General features: G+C 61.0%; 20 protein-coding genes. 9 read left to right on the top strand and 11 right to left on the bottom strand.

Annotation, left to right across the window (positions count from 1 at the left end):
* Window positions 1-133 precede the first annotated feature (133 nt).
* From NKJ15_RS31835 to NKJ15_RS31825, 3 genes are all read right to left on the bottom strand, one after another.
* On the bottom strand, window positions 134-1,048 hold the full coding sequence (locus NKJ15_RS31835; protein WP_352503634.1) for a sugar ABC transporter substrate-binding protein: 915 nt from the start codon (window positions 1,046-1,048) through the stop codon (window positions 134-136).
* A 93-nt stretch (window positions 1,049-1,141) separates the two neighbouring features.
* Window positions 1,142-1,927 (bottom strand): ATP-binding cassette domain-containing protein, encoded by a 786-nt coding sequence (locus NKJ15_RS31830; RefSeq protein WP_352819661.1) that lies wholly within the window; start codon window positions 1,925-1,927, stop codon window positions 1,142-1,144.
* Window positions 1,924-2,976 carry an ABC transporter permease gene (locus tag NKJ15_RS31825; protein ID WP_352614824.1) on the bottom strand — a complete coding sequence of 351 codons (1,053 nt, stop codon included), beginning with the start codon at window positions 2,974-2,976 and terminating at the stop codon, window positions 1,924-1,926. The genes NKJ15_RS31830 and NKJ15_RS31825 overlap by 4 nt, the downstream gene beginning before the upstream one ends.
* 167 nt (window positions 2,977-3,143) lie before the next feature.
* Between NKJ15_RS31825 and NKJ15_RS31820 the strand changes: the two genes are divergently transcribed.
* Complete coding sequence (locus tag NKJ15_RS31820; RefSeq protein ID WP_352819659.1) at window positions 3,144-4,040, top strand: GntR family transcriptional regulator; 897 nt, start codon at window positions 3,144-3,146, stop codon at window positions 4,038-4,040.
* Window positions 4,041-4,102: 62 nt separating this feature from the next.
* Here NKJ15_RS31820 and NKJ15_RS31815 read toward each other — a convergent pair whose 3' ends face one another.
* Both NKJ15_RS31815 and NKJ15_RS31810 read right to left on the bottom strand, forming a co-directional pair.
* Window positions 4,103-4,696 carry a DJ-1/PfpI family protein gene (locus NKJ15_RS31815; RefSeq protein WP_352474439.1) on the bottom strand — a complete coding sequence of 198 codons (594 nt, stop codon included), beginning with the start codon at window positions 4,694-4,696 and terminating at the stop codon, window positions 4,103-4,105.
* Between the two features lie 151 nt (window positions 4,697-4,847).
* Complete coding sequence (locus NKJ15_RS31810; RefSeq protein WP_502898605.1) at window positions 4,848-5,540, bottom strand: GntR family transcriptional regulator; 693 nt, start codon at window positions 5,538-5,540, stop codon at window positions 4,848-4,850.
* A 183-nt stretch (window positions 5,541-5,723) separates the two neighbouring features.
* Between NKJ15_RS31810 and NKJ15_RS31805 the strand changes: the two genes are divergently transcribed.
* Genes NKJ15_RS31805 through NKJ15_RS31795 form a run of 3 tightly spaced genes read left to right on the top strand, consistent with a single transcriptional unit; the run spans window position 5,724 to window position 9,285 of the window.
* Window positions 5,724-6,947, top strand: coding sequence for an iron-containing alcohol dehydrogenase (locus NKJ15_RS31805; RefSeq protein ID WP_352819655.1), 1,224 nt, complete (start codon window positions 5,724-5,726; stop codon window positions 6,945-6,947).
* 17 nt (window positions 6,948-6,964) lie between these two features.
* Window positions 6,965-8,452 carry an NAD-dependent succinate-semialdehyde dehydrogenase gene (locus NKJ15_RS31800; RefSeq protein ID WP_352819653.1) on the top strand — a complete coding sequence of 496 codons (1,488 nt, stop codon included), beginning with the start codon at window positions 6,965-6,967 and terminating at the stop codon, window positions 8,450-8,452.
* 11 nt (window positions 8,453-8,463) lie between these two features.
* Entirely contained in the window at window positions 8,464-9,285 is an 822-nt protein-coding gene (locus NKJ15_RS31795) for an alpha/beta hydrolase (RefSeq protein WP_352819651.1), read from the top strand.
* Here NKJ15_RS31795 and NKJ15_RS31790 read toward each other — a convergent pair whose 3' ends face one another.
* From NKJ15_RS31790 to NKJ15_RS31765, 6 genes are all read right to left on the bottom strand, one after another.
* Complete coding sequence (locus tag NKJ15_RS31790; protein WP_352819649.1) at window positions 9,286-10,035, bottom strand: ribonuclease activity regulator RraA; 750 nt, start codon at window positions 10,033-10,035, stop codon at window positions 9,286-9,288.
* Between the two features lie 22 nt (window positions 10,036-10,057).
* The gene (locus tag NKJ15_RS31785; RefSeq protein WP_352819647.1) at window positions 10,058-11,221 is read right to left on the bottom strand and encodes a mandelate racemase/muconate lactonizing enzyme family protein; all 1,164 of its coding nucleotides are present in this window, start codon (window positions 11,219-11,221) and stop codon (window positions 10,058-10,060) included.
* 33 nt (window positions 11,222-11,254) lie between these two features.
* On the bottom strand, window positions 11,255-12,352 hold the full coding sequence (locus NKJ15_RS31780; protein ID WP_352819645.1) for an ABC transporter ATP-binding protein: 1,098 nt from the start codon (window positions 12,350-12,352) through the stop codon (window positions 11,255-11,257).
* A gap of 10 nt (window positions 12,353-12,362) precedes the next feature.
* Entirely contained in the window at window positions 12,363-13,253 is an 891-nt protein-coding gene (locus NKJ15_RS31775; protein WP_352819643.1) for a carbohydrate ABC transporter permease, read from the bottom strand.
* The gene (locus NKJ15_RS31770; protein ID WP_352819641.1) at window positions 13,253-14,212 is read right to left on the bottom strand and encodes a carbohydrate ABC transporter permease; all 960 of its coding nucleotides are present in this window, start codon (window positions 14,210-14,212) and stop codon (window positions 13,253-13,255) included. Before NKJ15_RS31770 ends, NKJ15_RS31775 begins: the two co-directional genes overlap by 1 nt.
* A 79-nt stretch (window positions 14,213-14,291) precedes the next feature.
* Window positions 14,292-15,770: an ABC transporter substrate-binding protein gene (locus tag NKJ15_RS31765; protein WP_352819640.1), complete on the bottom strand. Its 1,479-nt coding sequence runs from the start codon at window positions 15,768-15,770 to the stop codon at window positions 14,292-14,294.
* A 209-nt stretch (window positions 15,771-15,979) separates the two neighbouring features.
* On the opposite strand from NKJ15_RS31765, the gene NKJ15_RS31760 reads away from it, so the two are divergent.
* The 5 genes from NKJ15_RS31760 to NKJ15_RS31740 all read left to right on the top strand — a co-directional run bounded on the left by NKJ15_RS31760 (window position 15,980) and on the right by NKJ15_RS31740 (window position 22,067).
* Window positions 15,980-16,690, top strand: coding sequence for a GntR family transcriptional regulator (locus NKJ15_RS31760; protein WP_023679253.1), 711 nt, complete (start codon window positions 15,980-15,982; stop codon window positions 16,688-16,690).
* A gap of 54 nt (window positions 16,691-16,744) precedes the next feature.
* A complete protein-coding gene (locus NKJ15_RS31755) occupies window positions 16,745-17,911 on the top strand; it encodes a mandelate racemase/muconate lactonizing enzyme family protein (RefSeq protein WP_352819638.1) in 1,167 nt (388 codons plus the stop codon).
* A 56-nt stretch (window positions 17,912-17,967) separates the two neighbouring features.
* Window positions 17,968-19,329 (top strand): mandelate racemase/muconate lactonizing enzyme family protein, encoded by a 1,362-nt coding sequence (locus NKJ15_RS31750; RefSeq protein WP_352614805.1) that lies wholly within the window; start codon window positions 17,968-17,970, stop codon window positions 19,327-19,329.
* A gap of 17 nt (window positions 19,330-19,346) precedes the next feature.
* Entirely contained in the window at window positions 19,347-20,546 is a 1,200-nt protein-coding gene (locus NKJ15_RS31745) for a mandelate racemase/muconate lactonizing enzyme family protein (protein WP_352819637.1), read from the top strand.
* Between the two features lie 219 nt (window positions 20,547-20,765).
* Window positions 20,766-22,067, top strand: coding sequence for a glucoamylase family protein (locus NKJ15_RS31740; RefSeq protein WP_352819636.1), 1,302 nt, complete (start codon window positions 20,766-20,768; stop codon window positions 22,065-22,067).
* Window positions 22,068-22,475 lie beyond the last annotated feature (408 nt).

Raw genomic sequence — 22,475 nt, 5'->3', positions numbered from 1 at the left:
CCCCCGCCGCCCCGGCCCAGCGCACCGCACTATTTTTTGGGGGGGCCCATTAATTATAATACACCCCCTTCCTACGCTGTTGCCCGCAAACAGTACGTGGGCGGGGGTTCAAAGCCGCGGGACCGCTGGTGGATCACTCGAAGTCCTTGACGTTCTGCAGCGTCACCAGTCCGGCGCCGGTATCCACATTGGCCTCGACGGGTTCCCCGCGGATGGCCTTGACGACGGTGTCGATGCCAAGCTCACCCATTTTCGCTGGAAATTGAGCTACGCTGGCGTCCTCCGCTCCCGACTTGATCGCTTCGATCTCACCGCAGCACGCGTCGAAGCCGACCACTATGAGGTTGTCGTTGGCAATGCCGGAATTGCTGATCGACTTGACGGCGCCAGGGATCGGCGGACCGCAGGCCGAGTAGATCGCCTTGAGATCGGGATTGGCGGTGAGGATGTCTTCGGTCACTGATGTGCCAAGTTCCAGCGTGCAGTTGGTTGCGCCCTTGCCGACGACATCGACCTTGACGTCGCCCAATCCCTCCATCATGCCCGTGACCCGGTCATCCAGAGCCGGCACCCCGGGAACGCCTTGCAGGATACCGATCTTGTCACCGCTCTTGAGCACCGTTTTAAGATACTCTCCGGCGATCTTGCCGCCGTTGAGGTTGTTGGTCGAGACCAATGCCGTCTGGCCTTTCCAGTTGGGAATGCTGTTGTCGACGAGAACCACCTTGATGCCGGCGGCCACCGCCTTGTCGAGCGCCGGCGCGACCGTCGGGTCGACCGGAGTGATTGCCAGCCCGTTGACGCCCTGCGTGATCATGGATTCGATCAGAGCGATCTGGCCTTCGATGTCGGTAGCTGCCTGGCCCTGGCCGGTGACCAGTTCGATCTCCGGATGAGCGGCCGCGTATTTCTTGGCGGCGTCCTCCATGGTCGAGTAGAACGGCACCGGGAATTTCGTAATCAGGCCAACCTTGATCTTGTCTGCGGCCGAAGCCGGCACGGAAAACGCAACAGCGATCACCAGCCCTGCGAACAGTTTTCGGTTCATTGGCATTGTATTCCTCCCTTGGATTGAGACGCCTCCCGGCGGGAGACGCTTCAGGCATTTGCGGACCTGAAAGGTCCCCAAATTTCGAACGGGTCAGGCTCCAACGATCATGGAAACCAGTTCCTGTTTGTTGCCTTTGGTCGGCACCAGTTCGCCGACCCTGCGGCCCTGGCGAAGCACCACCGCGCGATCGGCGAGCTCGACGACGTGTTCCATGTTGTGAGTGATCAGGATGACGGCATTGCCCTGGTCGCGCAGCGCAGCGACCAGATTGAGCACCTGGCGTGATTCACGCAGGCCGAGTGCGGCGGTCGGCTCATCCAGAATGACAACCTTGCGGGCGAACACGGTCGAGCGGGCCACGGCGATCGCTTGCCTTTGTCCACCCGACATCATGGCGACGACGGCATCCAGCCGCGGCAACGCAACCTTGAGTTTTGCCAGCAGAGCACGGGTCTCGGCGTCCATCCGGCGCTGCTGCAGAAACCGCAGGCCGCGCGGAAGCCATTGCGGGCCAGCCAGTTCGCGACCGGCAAAGAAGTTCTGTCCCGGTGTCAGATTGTCGAACAGCGCCAGATCCTGATAGACGGTCTCGATGCCGGCGAAGCGCGCATCCGCAGGGGAGCGTATCTGCGTTGGCGCACCGTCCAAAAGGATCGCGCCGGCATCGAGTTGGTGCACCCCGCTGATGCATTTGGTCAGCGTCGATTTACCCGCGCCATTGTCGCCGAGCAGGCCGACGATCTCGCCGCGCCGCACCTCGATGCTGACATCGTCGAGGGCCAGAACCGAACCGAAACGCTTGGTAGCACCGCGTACCGCCAGCACGGGATTGTCCGCCGTGACCGCGTGATCGACTTTGGCCGCAACGGCGCTCATGACTGTCTCCCAGCTTGCAGCACACGCACACGCCCTTCGAGGTAATTGCGCAGCACGTCGGACTCGACCGCGATCACGATGACCACGCCGATGACGATGAGCTGGAAAAAGACATTGACGTTGAGCAGGTTGAGCGCGTTGCGGATAACGCCGATCATGATGGCGCCGATCAAGGCATGGCCGAGGTGGCCGCGGCCGCCAAGAAAGCTGGCGCCGCCAATGATCACCGCCGCGATCGTGTCCAGTTCCAGCAGATTGCCGAACAGCGGCGAACCGGCGTCGGTGCGGCCGGCAAGGATGACGGCACCGATGCCGGCGCACAGCCCTGAGATGACATAGACCGAAACCAGCACCCAGGACACGGGAATGCCCATGCGCAGCGCGGCGTCGGGCCGGCCGCCGACGGCATAAATCCAGCGCCCCCAGACCATGGTTTTAGCCATGACGGAAAGAACCGCGGCAACGCCCGCAACGACGAAAACCGATCCAGGCAGGCCCCAAACCGCCTCGCGGCCAAGCGCATCGATCGAATCCGGCATGCCAGGAATGGCGCGGCCATCGGCCAGTTGCAGGGCCAGCCCCTTGGCGATGCTCAATGTCGCCAGCGTGATGATGAAAGGATGCGGCAGCCGGCCGAAGACGTAGAAGAGCCCGTTGATGGCGCCGACCGCGGCACCGCAGCCAACCATCACGGCGATCACGATGATGGCGGGAGCACCGGCATGAAAGCTCAGCGCGCCGAAGACGGAGGCCAGTGCAAGGTTCGAGCCGACGGAGAGATCGATGCCGCGTGTCAGGATGACCAGATGCTGGCCCATCGCAACAACCGAGATGACGGCCGTCTGGGCAAGGATGTTGCTGAGATTGCGTCCCGTCAGGAAATAGGGCGACAGAAAGCTGAGAACGGCGATCAGCAGCACCAGGATGACCACCGGACCAGCGCTCAGCAGCATCAGGCCGAGCGCAAGGCCGGGAACGGCTTCTGACTTCCTCGATGCTGGCAACGCGGCCTCGCCGACAGTCGTGCCGGTGTTTCCCGTTTCAGGCAAATTTCCCCTCCCCGCCGCGGCTTGTACGAGCCGTGTCGTCAAAAATTCAATTCGTGTTCAGGTCCTCTTCTTATCGATAAAAAACAACCGGCCGGGCCGGGTCAAGTTGTTTTTTATGGATAAAGTTCATGATAAAAGGACAAGCTATAGTTCCCAAGGAAAATCCGATGAGAACCGACACCGTCTACAAGAAGGCCTTCAATCGAGCTGCGAATATGCTGCGCGACGGGCAACTGGCCGGTGAACTTCCTTCCGAAAATGAGCTTAGACGGCGAATGTGCGTCAGCCGCACAACCGTCAGAAAGGTTTTGCGGGAACTGGTTCACCGCGAACTTATCACCGAACGCCACGGCCTCAGGTCGACGGGCCGCCCGGTCAGCGACAACGATTACTATCCGGACGCCGAAACCACACCTCGCGCCAAGCATGTCGAACAGCAGTTCATGGAGTGGATGCTGCGGGGCGACACCAGGCCTGGAACCAGCATCAATGAGCTCGAGCTTGCGCGCCAATTCGGCGTTGCGACCAACGGAATTCGCGAATTCCTGATCCGCTTCAGCCGGTTTGGACTGATCGAGAAACGGCCAAATACAGGCTGGCTTTTCAAGGGCTTCACCGAAGGCTTTGCACTTGAGCTCTTCGAGATCCGAGTAATGTTCGAACTGCGTTCGGCGCAACTATTTTCACTACAGCCGCACAGTTCTCCCCTATGGTCGAAACTCGCTGCGCTCAAGATGGCGCATGCCGACCTGCTGGAGCGAATTGAGGGCCGTTTTCATGACTTCTCCGGCCTGGACAACCGGTTTCACCGGCTCATAAACGAGGCATCACCGAACCGCTTCATCGATGATTTCTACGACATCATCACGTTCATTTTTCACTACCACTATCAGTGGAACAAGCAGGACGAAAAGCAGCGCAACCAGGCGGCAATCCTCGAGCATCTCGCCTATATCGATGCGCTCGAAAGCCGCGAATCTGACCGGATTGAGCGGGCCTGCCGAGCGCACCTGGCGTCGGCAAGAGCAACGTTGACGCGTTCGCTTATCGGACTTGTTGAATGATGTAGTCGACCCGCCCTTCAAGGGAACCGACGCATCCTCTGGAACGCGTCGGAAGCAAACGCTTACGCGTGACGGATTTCCGTTCCCAGCACCTTCAAACATTCGCGGATGAACGCTGCAAGGGCCGTCCAGCCCTTTGCCGAAACCATCGTGCCATCCACATATGCCTCCGTTGGAGACAGGTCGATATAGGTGCCGCCCGCAAGCGTCACTTCGGGCTCGCAAGCCGCCAGTGCGCCGACCTTCTTGCCACGCACGACGCCGTCCACCGCAATCAGGATCTGCACGCCGTGGCAGATCGTGAAGATCGGCTTCTTGGTTTCGTGGAAGTGGCGCACCATCGCCTGTACGCGCTTGTCCGTGCGGATGTATTCGGGGCCACGGCCGCCGGCGCAGTACACGGCGTGGTATTGCTCCAACTGCTTCTCCGCGTCGGAAAAGGTTTTGTTGATCAGCGCATAGTGGCCGAGCTTTTCGGTGTAGGTCTGATCGCCCTCAAAATCATGCAGCGATGTTTTGATCAGGTCTCCGGCGCTTTTGTCTGGGCACACGACGTGGACGCTGTGGCCCACCGCTTCCATCGCCTGCTGGTAGACGAAGATTTCGTATTCCTCGGTGAATTCACCGGTCAGCATCAGGATCTTTTTGCCTGGCATGGTACTTCCTTTCCTGTGACAACGGCCGGGCGAGACCTGTACTCGCCTGGTAGGTTTGAGTTTCTAGAAGGGTGAATCGGGGAAGTAGTCTTCGTTGGCACTGGCCTGCGTGATGACCGTCAACGGCGGGTGCGGGGACATCGGGACAGTCTCAGTCGAACGCCAGCAACAAACGGTCGCGGGAATGCTCGATATGGCGACGCATCGCCTGCTCGGCAGCGGCAGGATCGGCCGCAGCGAAAGCGGCCAGGATGGCCTCATGCTCATCAAGCGCCTCCTCGGTGACGCGCGAATGGAACATCAGGCGAAATATGTGGAAGTGGGTATGCTGGTGCGCCAGTGTCTCGCGCACGAGTTCGTTGTTGGCGAATTCCATGACCTTGTCATGGAAAATGGCATCCTGGCGGGCGAAGTTGGAATACCGCAGGCGCTCGTCCTTGCCCTCACGGCGCGCCATGACGCCGGCCGACGTCTGAAGCTGCGCGAGCTTTACCTCGTCCATGAGCGCGGCTGCCTTGGCTGCGCCATGAGGTTCGAGCAGCAGGCGAAGCTCATAAAGTTCGTCAAACCGCCGTTTCGTGATCTGCGGCGCAGCGCGGTAACCGATCAGATGCGTCTTCAGCACCAGGCCTTCGCCTTCGAGCCGGCCGAGCGCCTCGCGGATCGGCGTGTGGGATACGTTGAACTCCTTGACCAGACTGTCGACGGTGATGCGCGAGCCCGGCGCAATCTTCAGCGACATGAGTTGCGCAAAAATCGCTTCGTAGACGTCCTCAACCAGGCTGCTGGAGCGCTGGATACGCCCGCCGCCGAGGTTCGTATCGTCCGCATTGAGTAAGTTCATGGCCTGCATGTTTTGCCTCTTGACACATTGAGTTGCTAACACGATGCTCTGGCTAATGCAATCCTATATCCTATACGATTTTATAGAGGATATCATTTGCGGCGGTTACGAGACAAAGCAATGGCGCTAGCGGTAGCCCTGCGGGAGCAGCGTGCCGCCCCACATCATCACAGGATGCAGGTCATGAGCCTTTTCGCTGCGATAAGGCTGCCACGCGAAATCCTCTTCGGGAGGGGCCAACGCCACGTCATTCCGGTTGTCGCGGCCAGGCTCGGGCGTCGCGCGCTCGTCTGCACCGATGAACGTTTTGCCGCAACGGGCCAGTTCGCTGAGATTATCGCGGCACTGCGAGCCGCCTCGCTAGACGTACTGGTGCATGACCGTGTGCTGCCCGACGTCCCCCGGGACACCGTTGCCGTCTGCGTCGAGGAAGCACGGAAGTTCGCGCCCGACATGGTGATCGGCATTGGCGGCGGCAGCTGTCTCGACCTGGCCAAATGCGCCGCGCTGCTCATCAGTCACGGCGGTCAGCTCCAGGATTACTACGGCGAGTTCAAGGTGCCCGGCCCGATGCTGCCGCTGATTGCGGTGCCGACGACAGCCGGCACGGGCTCTGAAGTGACCCCGGTCGCCGTGATCTCGGATCCGGATCGCACACTTAAGGTCGGCATCTCAAGCCCGTATCTGATCGCGGCCGCGGCCATCTGCGACCCTGAGTTGACGATGACATGCCCGCCGGGATTGACGGCAATCGCAGGCGCCGATGCGCTGACGCATGCAATCGAGGCCTTCACCGCCGCCAGGCGTGGGACCGATCCCGGCCTTCCGCAGAACCATGTCTTTATCGGCAAAACCGCCTTGACCGATCACTTCGCCCTGCTGGCGATCAAGCTGCTTGGCCGAAGCCTTGAAACGGCATGCCGCCGGCCCTCTGACGAGGACGCCCGGGCCGACGTCATGATGGGTGCACTTGCAGCCGGCTGCGCGTTCGGAACGGCCGGCACAGCGGCAGCGCATGCCGTGCAATATCCGGTTGGCGCGATAACCCACACCGCTCACGGATTGGGTGTCGCCACCATGTTGCCGTACGTCATGAAGTACAACAAAACAGCCGCAGCGACCGAGATGGCCGAGATCGCCAACGCGCTCTGCCTCGATGGTAAAGGCCGGACGCCCGACGAGTTGGCCGACGCGACCATTGCCGAAGTCAGCCGGCTGTTTGGGGCAATCGGGATCACCTCCTCGTTAGCCGAGCTGGGGCTGCCCGCCGATAAGCTCGATTGGACGGCGGAACAAGCGATCGGTATCGAGCGCCTCATCAAGAACAACCCGCGTCCATTTGATTTGCGGACCATGCGACACCTGGTCCAGGCGGCCTTTGATGGCGACCTCGCCAGCATCATGTAACAATCGGGAATATCGAGATGAACACGTTTTCACAGGTTCTGGCTGACGATCAGGGCATCAGCGACTTCCACACAATCTCGCACGGGCTGTATATTGGCGGCCAATGGCGGCAGTCCGCGGATGGCAGGGTGATTCCGGTCGTCGATCCTTCGACCGAGGCTGTCATCGCCGCTGTGCCGGATGCGACCGTGGACGACGCCGCCACTGCCGTTGAAGCCGCTGCCAAGGCAGCCGATGACTGGCGAACAACGCCGCCGCGAAAGCGTTCCGAGATCCTCCGACGCTGCTTCGAACTGATGACGGACCGATCGGAGGCACTGGCTACTCTCATCGCATTGGAAAACGGCAAGGCCCTGCGGGATGCCCGCGGCGAGATCGCTTATGCCGCGGAATTTTTCCGTTGGAATGCCGAGGAGGCCGTTCGCATTACCGGTGAATTCGGTACTGCGCCTTCCGGCACCAATCGGATTGTGGTCGACTACGAACCCGTCGGCATCTGCATCCTGATCACGCCCTGGAATTTTCCTGCCGCGATGGCGACGCGCAAGATCGCGCCCGCACTTGCCGCTGGATGCACGGTGATCCTGAAGCCGGCCAGTGAGACACCCCTCACCGCCTATGCGCTCGCCGCGCTCTACCAGGACGCGGGCATTCCACCAGGGGTGGTCAACGTCCTGACAACCTCCAGTCCCGGGCCTTTGACAGCCGCCATGCTGGCCGATCCGCGGGTGCGCAAACTCTCCTTCACCGGTTCGACGGGTGTGGGTCGCGCTCTGCTGGCAGAGGCTGCCAGGCATGTGGTTTCGTGTTCGATGGAACTCGGCGGCAACGCACCGTTCATTGTGTTCGACGACGCCGATCTCGAAGCGGCGCTCGATGGTGCAATGGTGGCCAAGATGCGCAACGCCGGCGAGGCCTGCACGGCCGCAAACCGCCTCTATGTGCAATCCGGCGTCTACGAAGCCTTCTGCGATGGCCTCGAGAAGCGGATGTCGTCGCTCAAGGTCGGCCCTGGCACTGATCCGGACACGGAATGCGGGCCAATGATCACGAAAAAGGCGGTCGAGAAGATAGACCGCCTTGTCGTCGACGCGGTCACACGCGGCGCGCGGGTCATGTGCGGCGGCTCAGTCCTGTCCGGGCGCGGTTTCTTCTACCCTCCGACGGTGCTTCGCGACGTGCCGGGCGACGCAAAGATGGCGCATGAGGAGATATTCGGGCCGGTGGCGCCAATCTCGAGCTTCGAAACGGAGGCCGAGGTCATCGCACGCGCCAATGACACCGAATATGGGCTTGCTGCCTACATTTACACGCGCGATCTGGCGCGCGGCATGCGGGTGGCTTCCCGCATCGAGGCCGGGATGATTGCTCTCAACCGCGGGCTGATGTCTGATCCGGCAGCTCCCTTCGGCGGCGTCAAGCAAAGTGGGCTCGGCCGCGAGGGAGGGCAGCATCACGGCATTGCCGAGTTCATGGAGGCGAAATACCTCGCCGTCAGCATGTGAGCTGAAGAAGAATGCAAGGCGATCCCTTTCGCATCCGAGACCACGTTGCTGATTTTGACCAAATCGTGCAGGACATTGTTGACCGCAGCGAGGTCGCCCGCGCCGCCATTCCGATGACCGCTGACGTGGCCTACGGACCGGATCCGACCGAGACCATGGACCTGTTCTTTCCTGCGGGCAAAAGAACGGCGCTACCGGTGCACATCTTTGTCCATGGCGGCTACTGGAGAATGTTCTCCAAGCGCGACTACTCATACATCGCGACGACGATTACCCAGGCCGGGGCCATCGCCGTCATCCTCGATTATGCTCTGATGCCCAAGGTCCGAATGGCGAGGATCGTCGACCAGGTGCGCCGCGCCAAGCAGTGGGTCCTGGCCAACATCGCCGATCATGGCGGAAGCCCGGCGGCCCTGACTGTCAGTGGTCATTCGGCAGGAGCCCATCTTGCAACGTTTCTGTTCGAGGGCGAGCATACCCCCTCGAATGTGAAGGCAGCCCTTCTCCTGAGCGGACTCTATGATTTGAAGCCGCTCCAGGATTCCTTTCTCGCCAACGAGATTGGAATAACCGACGAGGAAGTCGCCATGTTCACACCTCTCGCCTGTCGGCATGATGCTCAAACCAAGGCGGCGGTTCTGGTCGGAGCCAACGAGACGCCACCCTTCCATCAGCAAGCCGATCGATTCAAAGCAAGCTTGCTGCGGCAGGGATCGTTGGTAACGTCGCATGTGCTCCCGAACCGCAACCACATGGACAGTGTCAGAGATCTTGGCGTGCCGGGGACCGAGGCTGGCGATTGCCTGGCAAAACTGATCGCCAAGGCCTGCTGACTAACTCGGGTTCTCCAGGCGATTTGTTTTGCGCCACTCCTCGTACTCTCCGCGGGCATCGTCATGCAGCGGATAGTAGCGTTGCAACGGCCCGCCCTCCATGAGCTTCGCTCGCGAAAACTCCTCCCAATCATGATGCTTCTGTGATTCTTCGATCACCTTCGGGGCCATCACGACGGGAAGCACCACCACCCCGTCGTCGTCGGCGACGATGATGTCGCCCGGGATCACCGTGACACCGCCGCAGGCAATCGGAACGTTGACGGCATTGGGATAGATGCTGGTCTGCACATGATAGTTTGGCGTCCAGCCGCGCAGCCATAGGGGCAGGTCGAGCTTTTCGACATTGGGCCGGTCGCGCATGCACCCATCGATGACGATACCGGCCCCGCCCCTGCCCTTGAAATACGTCGACATCATATCGCCGAAGACGCCCGAGCTCATGTCGCCGCGCGCGTCGACCACGACCACATCGCCCTCCTGCGCGTGATAGAGCACGTGCCGGTGCAGCTGTGTCTCCGGATCGGCATATTCTCCTTCGGTGAAGAGGTCCGGCCGCTGCGGCAGGAACTGCAGCGTCAGCGCCGGCCCGACGATCGACTTCCCGTGGTTTTGCGCCACCGGACCGACCATGTGCGGATTGCGGAAACCCATATGGCCAAGCGTGCCGGCAACCGTCGCGGCGCCGATCTGCCTTAGCGCGTCGATCAGGTCTTTAGGCGGCCGCATGATGTCGGAAGAATGTGTCATTGTGGACTCCGATTGAATGGAACTACCAGTTCGTAACAGAACCGTCGCGGCGCTTAAGGTGAGGCGCTTCCCAGAAACGCAAACTCTGCGTCTGGACCGCAACTTCGTTGACCTCGACGCCGAGCCCCGGCAGATCGCCGACCGGGTAATCGGTCCCGTCGAGCCGTGGTTGCACGGGGAAGAAGTCGGAATTGTCGAAGCCCAGCTTTGGTTCGGGTGCCCTGGTCTCGAGCCACGCGAAGTTGGGTACCGCGGCAGCGAGATGCACGGTCGCGGCCGTGCACACTGGACCAAGCGGATTGTGCGGCATCAGGTCCACATAATGCGCCTCGCTCCAGCCAGCGATTTTCATCGCCTCGGTGAGCCCGCCGACATTGCAAACATCGAGCCGGTTGAACTGATGGATGCCGCGCTCGATGTAGGGCAGGAACTGCCACTTGCTGGCAAATTCCTCGCCTATGGCAAAGGGGATTTCGGTCATCGTGCGCAGCGATTCATAGGCCTCCGGCGTTTCGGCCCGTATCGGCTCCTCGAGGAAATCAAGCACGCCGCGACCGAGCTTGTTGCAGAAGCTCGCGGCCTCTGCCACCGACAGCCGATGATGATAGTCGAGGCCGAGGACCACGTCGTCGCCCAGCGCCTCGCGCGCCCTGTTCAGCATGCCCGCGGTAGCGCCGATGGACTCGCGCGGCTCGAAGATGTCCTTGCTGTTTTGCCCGAAGGGGAAGAAGCGGATCGCCTGCCACCCCTGCGCGCGAAGTTCGCGGGCCCGTTCGATGGCAACGTCGCCCTCGGCCTCGTCGCCGGTCGAGGCAAAAGTGGGAATGCGGTCGCGCTGCTTGCCGCCCAGCAGCTCGTAGACCGGCACGCCCAGCGCCTTGCCCTTGATGTCGTGAAGGGCGATGTCGATGGCGGAAATCGCCGCCTGAAGGACTCGTCCGCCTTCGAAGTACTGGCTGCGGTAAATCTCCTGCCAGATCCGCCCGATCTGCATCGGGTCGCGGCCGATGAGAAACTCGCGATAGTGCTCGACCGCGCCGGCCACGGCCCTCTCGCGACCGCTCAAGCCGCTCTCGCCCCAGCCGAAGATGCCCTGGTCGGTCTCGACCTTGACGAGCATCTGGTTGCGCGTTCCTACCCACACCGGATAGGGCTTGATCGCGGTGATCTTAAGTTTCTCAGTCATCCACGCCCACGTTTCACACGCATTCGCTCTATCTCAGTTGGCCTTGAGGGCCATTTCAGTTTCGCCATCGAACAGATGCATCCGCTCCTGGTCGAACTCGAGCCAGATCTGCTCGTCGGGCGCGACGGCAATGTTCGGCGGCACGCTGACGTTGACGATGGCGCCGGACAGGAACGCCTGGACGAAGGTGACGTCTCCAGTCGGTTCCACCGTGTAGGCCTTGGCCGGAATGGAACCAGGGACCGCACTCTTGTGGAGCTTGATCGTCGAGTGACGTGCGCCGAGCACGACTTTCCTGGTCGTCGCTTTCGCCACCTTCTGGGCATTGCGCGGTGAGAGCTCAAGGCGCCAGCCCTCGGCGCCGGTCAACACCGTGTTGCCGTTTGCCGTCGAGGCCTCTAACGGAATAAGGCTCATCGCCGGGCTGCCGATGAAGCTGGCCACGAACATGTTCACCGGATGGGCGAAGACCTGCGCCGGTGAATCGTATTGCTGCAGGTAGCCGCCATTCATCACCGCCATCTTGTCAGCCATGGTCACGGCTTCGAGCTGGTCGTGCGTCACATAGATGATCGTCGCCTTGAGGTCCTGGTGGAAACGCTTGATCTCCGACCGCATCTGCACGCGCAGTTTGGCATCGAGGTTAGACAGTGGCTCGTCCATGAGGAACACGGCGGGGGCGCGAACGAGGGCACGGCCAAGGGCCACACGCTGCTGCTGCCCGCCCGACAGTTCGCGCGGCTTGCGCTCGAGCAGGTGCGTCATGTCGAGCACTCGCGCCGCTTCCTTGACCTTCTTGTCGATCTCGTCCCTGGGGAGTTTGCGCATCTGAAGCGGGAACGCCAGGTTCTTGTAGACCGATTTCTGGGGGTAGAGCGCGTAGTTCTGGAACACCATTGCGATGTCCCGGTCCTTGGGGTCGAGGTCGTTGACCACGCGCTCGCCGATGATGATGTCGCCCGCTGTGATCGGGGTCAGCCCCGCGACGAGATTGAGCGTGGTTGTCTTGCCGCAGCCTGAAGGGCCGACGAGCGCAACGAACTCGCCGTCATTGACCGTCAGCGAAACGTGGTTGACAGCTTTGAAGCTGCCATAGCTCTTGACGAGATCTTGGAGGACCACGTGGGCCATCGGCAACTCCCTAGTGCTTGACCGCGCCTTCTGTAAGGGCGCGTACGAAGTATCGTTGCAGGACCAGGAACAGCACCACGACGGGCACACTCATCATGAAGCTGGCCGCCATCAGGCCCGGAAAGTCCGTCGTATTTTCCGAGAAGAAGCGTTGGATGCCGACCGGCAGGGTCAACTGCTCGTTCTTGGAGAGGAAGGTGTAGGCGTAGATGTACTCGTTCCACGCGCCGATGAAGGAATAGATTGCGGTGGCGATGATCCCCGGCGTCGAGAGCGGCATCACGATCAAGATGAAGGCCTGGAACCGTGTTGCGCCATCGATGCGCGCCGCCTGCTCAAGCTGCACCGGGATATTGTCGTAAAAGCCCTTGAGCAGCCAGATCGCCAGCGGCAGGCCAAAGGTGAGATAGGTGAGTATCAGCGAGCCATGCGTGTTTATCAGACCGATGGCGCGCATCAGGATGAAGAGTGGCACGAGAAAGATCACCGCCGGGAACATGTTGCGCAGCAGCACGGCAAAGAACAGGAAATTCCGGCCGGGGAAACTGAAGCGCGAAAACGCGTAGGCCGCTGGGACAGCCACGATCACCGAAAGGATTGTCGTGACGGTCGACACGAAAAGGCTGTTCCAGAAGAAGCGGAGGAAGTCCTGGCCGACGCTGTTCTGCGGATCGAGCAGTTTCTGGTAGCTGGCGAGGGTAGGTTCGTCCGGCCACCATTGCGGCGGGAATTGTGTCGCCGCGAATCCGGATTTGATCGAGGTGATCAGCATCCAGATCATCGGCAACGCGGTATAAAGCAGCATGAACACGAGGAATATGCGCCCGGCCCACCGCCATCCGTCGACGCGCATGCGGCGACGGGTCTGGGCTCGAGGCGCTGTTTCGGCAATCGTGCTCATCAGGCGCTCCCCTCTTTCCGCTCGTTGCCGCTTAACGCACGGACGTAGAAGTAGCCCAGCGTCATCAGCGTGAGGAACAGGAGCACCGAATAGGCCGATGCCACGCCCCAGCGCTGCCGTCCGAAGGCGAGCTCATAAATGTGGGTTATCCAGATATGCGATGCGTTCGACGGCCCGCCGCCGGTCATGATCCAGGGGATGATGAAAGAATTGAAGTTGGCCACCGCGAGCAGCAGCATCGTCACCACCGAGACGTTGCGCAAGTGCGGGAAGGTGACGTGCCAAAAGCGCTGCCATGCATTGGCACCGTCGACTTTTGCGGCACGCAGCAACTGGTCGGGGACTGTCTGCAGGCCGGCCATCATCATGATCATGGCAAACGGAAACTCGCGCCAGATATTGACGACGATCAGGGAGGGCAGCACCGTGCTGACATTGTCGATGAAATTCGGCGGATGGGCGGCCAATCCGAGGCCGACCAGCACCGCGCCGATGATCCCGAAGTCCGAATGGTAGATCCACTTCCAGATGTAGGAGGCGGCGACGGCGCTGATGACCCAAGGGATGATCAGGACGGCGCGCAGGACACCACGGCCGATGAAGTCGCGGTGGAGCGCCAGCGCTGTGGCAAACCCCAGGACAAAGGAGATGAAAGTTGACCCCAGAGTCCAGATCAGTGTGTTCCAGGTGACTTTCCAGAACACCTGACTGGTGAGGATGGTCGTGTAGTTGTCGAAGCCGATGAAGGTCTTGTCGCGGAGTTGCAGGCCAGGCGGTGTCTTAAAGAACGACAGCTCGACCGTGTAGTAGATCGGATAGGCGATGACGATGAGCATCACGGCGATCGCTGGGAGCACGTACGCGTAGTCCGCGCGATGCTCCCAGACCTTCCGCAGCGCGCCGGACCAACCGGGTTGCAATCTTCGGCGAGCCTCGGCCTTGCCGGTCACGATCGTCACTTGTGGCGTGCCCTTTTTCTTCGGAACGCTGCGGCTGCGCCAGCGGCGCAGCCGGTCCAGGTCGTAGGTGTGGCCTGGACTAGAGTCCGCCCATCAGGTCTTTTACCTTCTTGGCCGCGTCGTCCGCTGCCTCGTCGACGGTCATCGCTCCGGTCAGGGCATTCTGCAGCATGTCCGGGATGATGATGTTCATGATCTCGGGGGCCTGCGGCAGAGCTGGGAACGGGATGCCGTATGGCAGCATCGAGGTGGTGACGTCGAGGAACTTGATGTTGTCCAGACGTTCCTTCATCCACTTGGTCTTGAAGCCGTTGAGGTTGCCAGGGTTTGATCCGGCGTAGGCCATCTTCAGCGACCATTCAGGGCTCGTCCACATGCAGATGATAGCTTTCGCGGCCGGCTCGTCTACCTTGCCGCCCTCGACATATTCGGGTTTCAGGATGTGAATGTTCGAGCCGCCGAACACGACGGCGCGCTTGCCGTCGGGACCAGTCGGAATCAGGCCGTAGCGCATGTTGTCGATGACCGTCTGCGCCTTGTCCTTGTCGGTGCCCGTCGCCTTTTTCTGCAGGTCGAGCATGACGTTGTAATCGGACGGGTGCGAGATCATCATGCCGAGCTGGCCAGCGACGAACAGGGGCTGATTATCGGCCTGCTGATTGGTGAGTGCCGAAACCGGAACCGACTTGTCGCGAACATACATGTCGTAGGAGGCTTGCAGCGCTGCCTTGCTTTGCGGGCTATCGAGCTGGACCTGCTCATAGGTCGGGTTCGGCGTCGCTTCGTCGAAGACACCTCCGCCATAGGCCCACAGCTGTGGCATGAAGCGGTACGGCGTATTGCCGGCATTCTTGCGAGCCACGAGGCCATATCCGGCAATGCCGAGCTTGTCGTGGATCTGCTTGGAATACTTGACCACGTCGTCCCACGTTGCCGGCGGCTTGTCCGGATCGAGGCCGGCCCGCTTGAAGATGTCGGCGTTCCAGATGAACGCCATCGTCTCATTGTTGGTCGGAATGCCGTAGGTCACGCCCTCCCAGGTCACTGCCTTCATGGCGCCGGGCCAGAAATCCTCGGTCGAATACCCCACGTCCTCTGGCTTGAGCGGCTGCAGATAGCCCTTTGAGGCGAACTCGGTACCACCCAGGATCTGCAGGCGGACCGCCATAGGCGCGGCATTGCCCAGGAGCGCGGTGCGGAACTTGTCGAGAAGGTCGTTATAGGTGAGGGCTTGTTCCTCGAGCTGGATGTTCGGATAGGTTTTGCGGAAGGTCTCGAAGAAATCCTTGTAGTACTGGCGCAGGAGGTCGGGGTCGCCCTCGAACACGCCCTGATACCAGAATGTCAGTCGCCCCTTGTAATCGAGCGGGGTGACCTTGGCGCAATCGGCCGCCGTGTCAAAATCCTGTGTGCCCGCAATCGAGCGCACATATTCCGGCGACCACTTGCTCAGGTCGACCGGCGGTGCACCCAGCGCCGATGTAGACGTCAGGGATGCCATCAAAGCAGTGGCGACAGTGCCGCGCAGGACGGCACTGCCGAACGCAATTCTCGTCATAGGTATCCTCCCTGGTTCTCCCATGCCGCCCTAAAGCGGTCCTTGCTCGTTTCGATCGCGAGGATGCTTCTGCCAGCTCAGTGTATCCTCTCGATCGCTTGGTACGTTTTCAGATCGTGAATTGCCTGTCAACGCGCTGGATCGTACATTGTTTGCGAAAGCCGTGTGTGATATCGGGCAAGGTATGTATTAAATTGGGGAGCCCGGCCTTGGCCGAAATCAGCGATTTCAAAGCGATGCCACCGGTGGGGACCGATCCCATCGGGGCCTCCAGCGAGGGCGCCTCGCTTTATGAATTGATCAGGGAAGATATCATCGAGGGACGGCTCGCTGCCAACGAACGGCTTGTCGTCACCGATCTCGCCCGGCGTCACGGCACTTCGACCAATCCTGTGCGCGAGGCCCTGCAGTTGTTGCGCGGCGAAGGGTTTGTCACCTTTGTCGCCAACCGCGGGGCGCGCGTGCGACCCATTGATCAGGATTTTGTCCGGGATATCTACGAGATCGGTGTTCTGATCGAGCCAGCCCTGACACGATGGTTTGTGAATATGGCTACCGGCGAGGACATCGCCGAACTCGAACGTCTCCAAGGCCTGATCGAAGAGAACAACTTCGCCGACACATTCAGGCACAGTGAGCTGGATACCGCTTTCCACACCGTGATGTACCAGCGGCACTACAACCGCCACGCCGCCGAGCTTTGGTGGAAGCATCGCGAAGTGCTGCGAGCCGTGAGCCGTCGTTTCAATTTCACGCTGGCGCGACGTGCCGCGATCATGCGCGAGCACCGCGAACTCATCGCGCTTGTGAAGGCGGGAGAGGCCGACAAGGCGGCCGAACTCGTTTCCCGCCATGTCGAGGGTTCGGGCCGGCATATTCTCGAACAGATGCGAGCGCGCAACGCCGCTCGGGCCGGATAGAATGTCCAGTCCAGAACATCGTTAGCTGACCATTTCCAGGCAAAGGTAGTTGAGATGAAAATCACGAGCATTCGGCCGTGGCTGATCAAGTCCGGTGCTTCTTACTGGGGAGAGTTCCTGTTCGTCGAAGTGACGACCGACGAGGGAGTGAGCGGCTGGGGAGAGATCACCACCACGACAAGGCTCGCCAACCGCGCTCTCTGCACGATCCTGCGGCAGATCGGCGTCGCCGTGACAGGCGAGGATCCGGCGCGTATCGAGCATCTCTGGCACAAGATCTTCCGCAGCTTCACCTACATGGGAAGCCGCGGCGCCGCTGTCGAATGCGTGAGCGCCATCGATATTGCCCTCTGGGACATCCGGGGCAAAGTCCTTGGCAAGCCGATTTACGAGTTGCTTGGCGGGCCGGTACGCGATGAAATCGCGCTCTACACCCATCCCAACCAGGCCAAATTCACCAGCAAGGAGGCTGTGGTCCGCGAAATTCTAGACATTGTCGAGTCCGGACACACTGCGCTCAAGTTCGATCCCTACCCCCACCAGGGCCGCAGCGCCGATGGCCTGCCCCGCGAACAGCGAGACGGCTACCTCGATGGCAGCATGACCCGCAAGGACGAGCGCGAAGCCGCCGACCTCACGGCTCTGATCCGCGAAACGGCAGGACCCGATGTCGACATTCTCATCGATGCGCACGGCCGCTTCGACGTCCCCACCGCCATTCGCCTCTGTCGGAGCCTCGAGGAGGCCGGCCAGATCGACTGGTTTGAGGAACCCTGCCCGCCCGAGAGCCTTAACGCCCTCAAGCAGGTGCGTGAGAAGGTCAATACCGCCATCTCGTGGGGCGAGCGCGGCCACACGAAGTGGGATTTCGTGCCGGTACTCGAGAACAGGCTCGCCGACTACATCATGCCCGACGTTACCTGGACCGGCGGCATTACCGAACTCAAGAAGATTTCTGCGCTGTGCGAAGCCTACTACGTGCCGGTCTCGCCACATGACGCCGCGGGACCGATCAACGTGGTTGCGGGAGCGCAGGTGATGATGACCGTCCCCAATTTCTACAAACTCGAAACATCGGAGTGGAACCTGGGCAAATACGATCACCTGATCGACAGACCACTCGACATTTCGAACGGCAGCCTCAAGCTGTCGTCGAAGCCTGGTCTCGGTATTGAGATGGACCGCGACTACCTGCAGGCCTACGAGATTGAGTTGGGCTAGCAAGACCAAATGCCGGCCCAGGGTGCGGGACGACAAGCCGAAAACGAGGATAAGTCATGGCAAAGAGAGGTGGCGCCGACGAAGCGCTCAATCGGGTAAACGCGAACTCCAAGCCATCCCAGCTTCGCATCACCGACATGCGGGTAGCCGAAATCGTCGGCGCGCCGTTCACCTCGACCCTGCTCAAGATTTACACCAACCAGGGCATCGTCGGGCTTGGCGAGGTGCGCGACGGCGCCAGTGCCACCTACGCGCTGATGCTGAAGAGCCGGTTGCTTGGCGAGAACCCTTGCGACATCGACCGCCTGTTTCGCCGGATCAAGCAGTTCGGTGGCCATGGCCGGCAAGGCGGCGGCGTCTCGGCGGTCGAGATCGCGTTGTGGGATCTCGCCGGCAAGGCCTATGGCGTTCCCATCTACCAGATGCTCGGCGGCCGGTTTCGGGAGAAGGTGCGCGTCTATTGCGACACCGACGCTACCGTGCCGAGCGGCACCGAGACCGGCAAGCGCCTCAAGCAGCGCATGGCGCTCGGCTTCACCTTCCTCAAGATGGATCTGGGGCTGATGCAGATCGCGGATGTACCCGGTGCGGTCGTCTCCCCTGCTGGTTCACTTGAAGGGTACCGCATCCATCCCGGCCGCGGCCCGGTCAAGACCATGGAGGAGCGGCGCGCCCGCAATGCCGCTTACGATTTGCATAACGTCCCCCATCCGTTTACCGGCCTCCACTTTTCCGACAAGGGCCTCGACCTGCTTGAACAGTACATTGCCGAGGTTCGCGATGTTATCGGCATGGATATTCCGCTCGCCATTGACCATGTCGGCCACATCTCGCTGCAGAACGGCATTCGGCTCGCCAGGCGGATTGAAAAATACGTGCCGGCCTGGCTCGAGGATGTGATCCCATGGCAGTACACCGAGCAGTTCCGGCAACTGCAGGCCGCCACTACGGTGCCGATCTGCACCGGCGAGGACATCTACCTTAAGGAAGGCTTCGAGCCTCTGCTCAAGAGCGGCGGCCTTTCCATTATCCACCCGGACCTGCTCACCAGCGGGGGCATCCTCGAGAGCAAGAAGATCGGCGACATGGCCCAGGACCACGGCATCGCAATGGCCATCCATATGGCCGAAAGTCCAATCGCCGCAATGGCCGCGGCACATGTCGCGACCGCGACCGAAAACTTCATGGCGCTCGAATACCACTCTGCCGATGTCGACTGGTGGGACGATATCGTCACCGGCCTTCCCAAGCCGCTCGTGAAGGACGGCTTTATCACTGTTCCGGACAAACCTGGCCTGGGGATTGACGACGTCGTCGACGAGGTGATCTCGCAGCATCTGCAGCCGGGTGTCACCGGCATCTGGCAGCCCACGGATCATTGGGACGACGAGTATTCCTGGGACCGTATCTGGAGCTGAGGCGAAAAGAACCGAAGATGAAGATCACCGATCTCCGCTGCGCCGTCATCGGCAAACACCCAATAGTCCGCATCGTTACCGACGAGGGCCTCTATGGCCTTGGCGAAGTCGAGTTCACCAAGACCTATCTCAAGCCTTGGGTGCTGCATTTCCGTGAGGCGCTGATCGGCGAGGACCCTACCGATGTCGAGCGGGTGATGCTGAAGATCCGCCAACGCGGCTCTTTCAAGCCCTATGGCGCGGCGGTAAGCGCTATCGAGCATGCGCTGTGGGACATAGCCGGCAAGGCCGCAGGCGTGCCGGCCTACAAACTGCTCGGCGGCAAGGTGCGCGACAAGGTGCGCGTCTATAACGGCTCGATCCGCCAGAAGCGAACGGGGGACCGGCCGGAGGATTACGCCGCTGACGTGAAATGGATGATGGAGCAGCCGCAGAATTTCTTCATGATCAAGCAGGGAATCTCGTTCCATTCCAACATGAAGGACACCATCGAGGGCTTTCACTACGGCGTGACGCAGAAGAAGGCCGGCTATCACGGTGCCATGGACCAGGGCGTGATCAGCGAGCGCGGTTTCAACCATATGCTCGACTGCGTGATGGCGATGAAGGAAGTGCTGGGCGACAAGGTCAGCCTGGCGCTCGACTGCGGCCCGGGCTGGATGCTGCCCGATGCGATCAAGTTCGCTCGCGCGGTCGAGAAGTACAATTTGATGTGGCTCGAGGACATGCTGACCGGCGACTATGTGCCGTGGGTCAATCCGCAGGCCTATCGGGAGTTGACCACCTCCACCTCGACGCCAATCCATACCGGCGAGCAGATATACCTGCGGCACAATTTCAAGGAGCTGATCGAAACGCAGGCGGTGCGCGTCATCGGCCCCGATCCAGCCGATATTGGCGGCATTGCCGAGCTCAAATGGGTCGCCGAGCACGCCTATATGCACTCGATCCTGATGGCACCGCACGGCACCGCGAACGGCCTTCTGGGCCTCGGCGCGCTGATCAATGTCTGCGCCACCTTGCCCGCCAACTACATCGCGTTCGAATGCCCGAGCGCCTCCGACCCCTGGTGGGAGGACCTCGTAATCGGCCTGCCGTCGCAGATCGTGAAGGACAGCATGGTGGACCTGCTGGAAGCGCCGGGGCTGGGCCTCGATATCGACGCCGAAGCAGCCAGGAAGTATCTCCGGGACGAGGATGCAGGCTTCTTCGACTGAACCATCCTTCTTGCGCCACCCTGCACTGCGCGGACTGCTTCACGCAACCTGTCATCCGGAATGACCGTTTCGGGCCGTTAGCGGAATGTCAGCTTCTGGTGTTCGAACCTAGTTATAGAGACACCTGGGCCAGCGCGAGCATCGTCGTGACATGACCCAAAGGCGACAAGTCGACCAAAAAGGTGGGAAGCTCGGCGAAACCCCTCTATATCGACAGCGATGGATGCATCGAGCGACCACCCGCCGAACGACGAGCTTCTCTCGGACATCCAGCGCCTGTCCTTCGACTATTTTCTCAAAGAGGCCAACCCGGCGAATGGCCTGATCGCCGACCGCAACACCCCGGGGTCACCGGCCAGCATCGCCGCCGTCGGGCTCGCCCTGTCGGCCTATCCCGTCGGTGTGGAGCGCGGTTTCATGACGCGCGCCGCCGCCGCTGAACGAACGCTCGCCACGCTTCGCTTCTTCTGGAACGCGCCGCAAGGGCCCGAAGCCGACGCAACGGGCCACAAGGGCTTCTACTACCATTTCCTCGACATGGAGACCGGCCGCCGCGTCTGGAAGTGTGAGCTGTCCACGGTCGATACGGCGCTTCTGCTTGCCGGTGCGCTGGCCGCCGGCGCCTATTTTGGCGAGGACGATGAATCCGAACTTGAAATCCGGCGGCTTGCAGATGCGCTCTACCGGCGCACCGACTGGCGATGGGCGCAGAACGGCGGCGCTACCGTCACCCATGGCTGGCGGCCTGGAAAAGGCTTCCTGCGCTATCGCTGGCAAGGCTACGACGAAGCGGTGATCCTTTATGTGTTGGGCCTCGGCTCGCCAACCCATCCGCTGCCGCCCGAGAGCTATGCGGCCTGGCTATCCACCTACAAGTGGAAAAAGATCTATGGCCGGGAATTGGTTTACGCCGGTCCACTCTTCATCCACCAGCTCTCGCATATCTGGATCGATTTTCGCGGCATCCGCGATGCTTCCATGCGCAACCACGACTGCGACTATTTCGAGAACAGCCGCGAGGCAACCTACCTGCAACGCGACTACGCCATTCGCAATCCGAAGGGCTTCAGCGGTTATGGCGAGAATTGCTGGGGCATTACCGCCAGCGACGGCCCAAGCCCGACAAAAGGTCAAATCACGGTCGGTGGCCGCCGCTTCTTCGGCTATCTGGCGCGCGGTGCGCCATTCGGCCCTGATGATGGAACGTTGTCGCCGTGGGCAGCGATTACCTCATTGCCCTTTGCGCCAGAGATCGTTCTGCCGGCACTGCGCTATTTCCATGAGATCGACCTGCAAGAGGGCAACCCTTACGGCTTCACCGCAAGCTTCAATCCGACAATAGCAGCCGCCGACGGCCGGCCATGCGGTTGGGTATCGCCGGACCACGTCGGCATCAATCAGGGGCCGATCACTCTGATGATAGAGAACTACCGCTCGGGCTTCCTGTGGCGCCTGATGCGCCGCGTGCCGGCCATCATCGCGGGACTGCACCGAGCCGGTTTTTCGGGCGGTTGGCTATAAGAAGTCGAGATGACAAAGCTCCCCGATTGGTACCAGGACTTTTGACTGCTAGCGCATGCCGCATTTGCTGCGAATGTCGGTTAGCGGCGCATTGCTTCTCGGCAGAATAGGTGACGTTGCGCCCAGTTTCTATCCCAGTTTTGAGTTCGTTTCCGGCGTGGGTTGTGCCCTGCTGGGCGGGTGAAGCGACGGGCGCTGGCGCGGAGCTTTTGGCACAGCGCAAAGCGAGCGGCCGTCGCAGATTGAAGGTGGTGGCGAACTCGGCCGGTGTCTGCCAGGCGATTTGGGAATGCGGCCGCGCGGTGTTGTACAACACGACGAGAGAACGCCCACGGGACCGAGGAACGCAAGTTTCTTTATCCATGGCATCCCTGGGCCGGGCGTTGTGTTCACGTTCATGAGGTGATC

The sequence above is a fragment of the Mesorhizobium sp. M0207 genome (assembly GCF_040321995.1).
Taxonomy (GTDB): domain Bacteria; phylum Pseudomonadota; class Alphaproteobacteria; order Rhizobiales; family Rhizobiaceae; genus Mesorhizobium.
The sequence above is the reverse complement of the archived record's forward strand: the minus strand, read 5'-3'. Positions and strand labels throughout refer to the sequence as shown.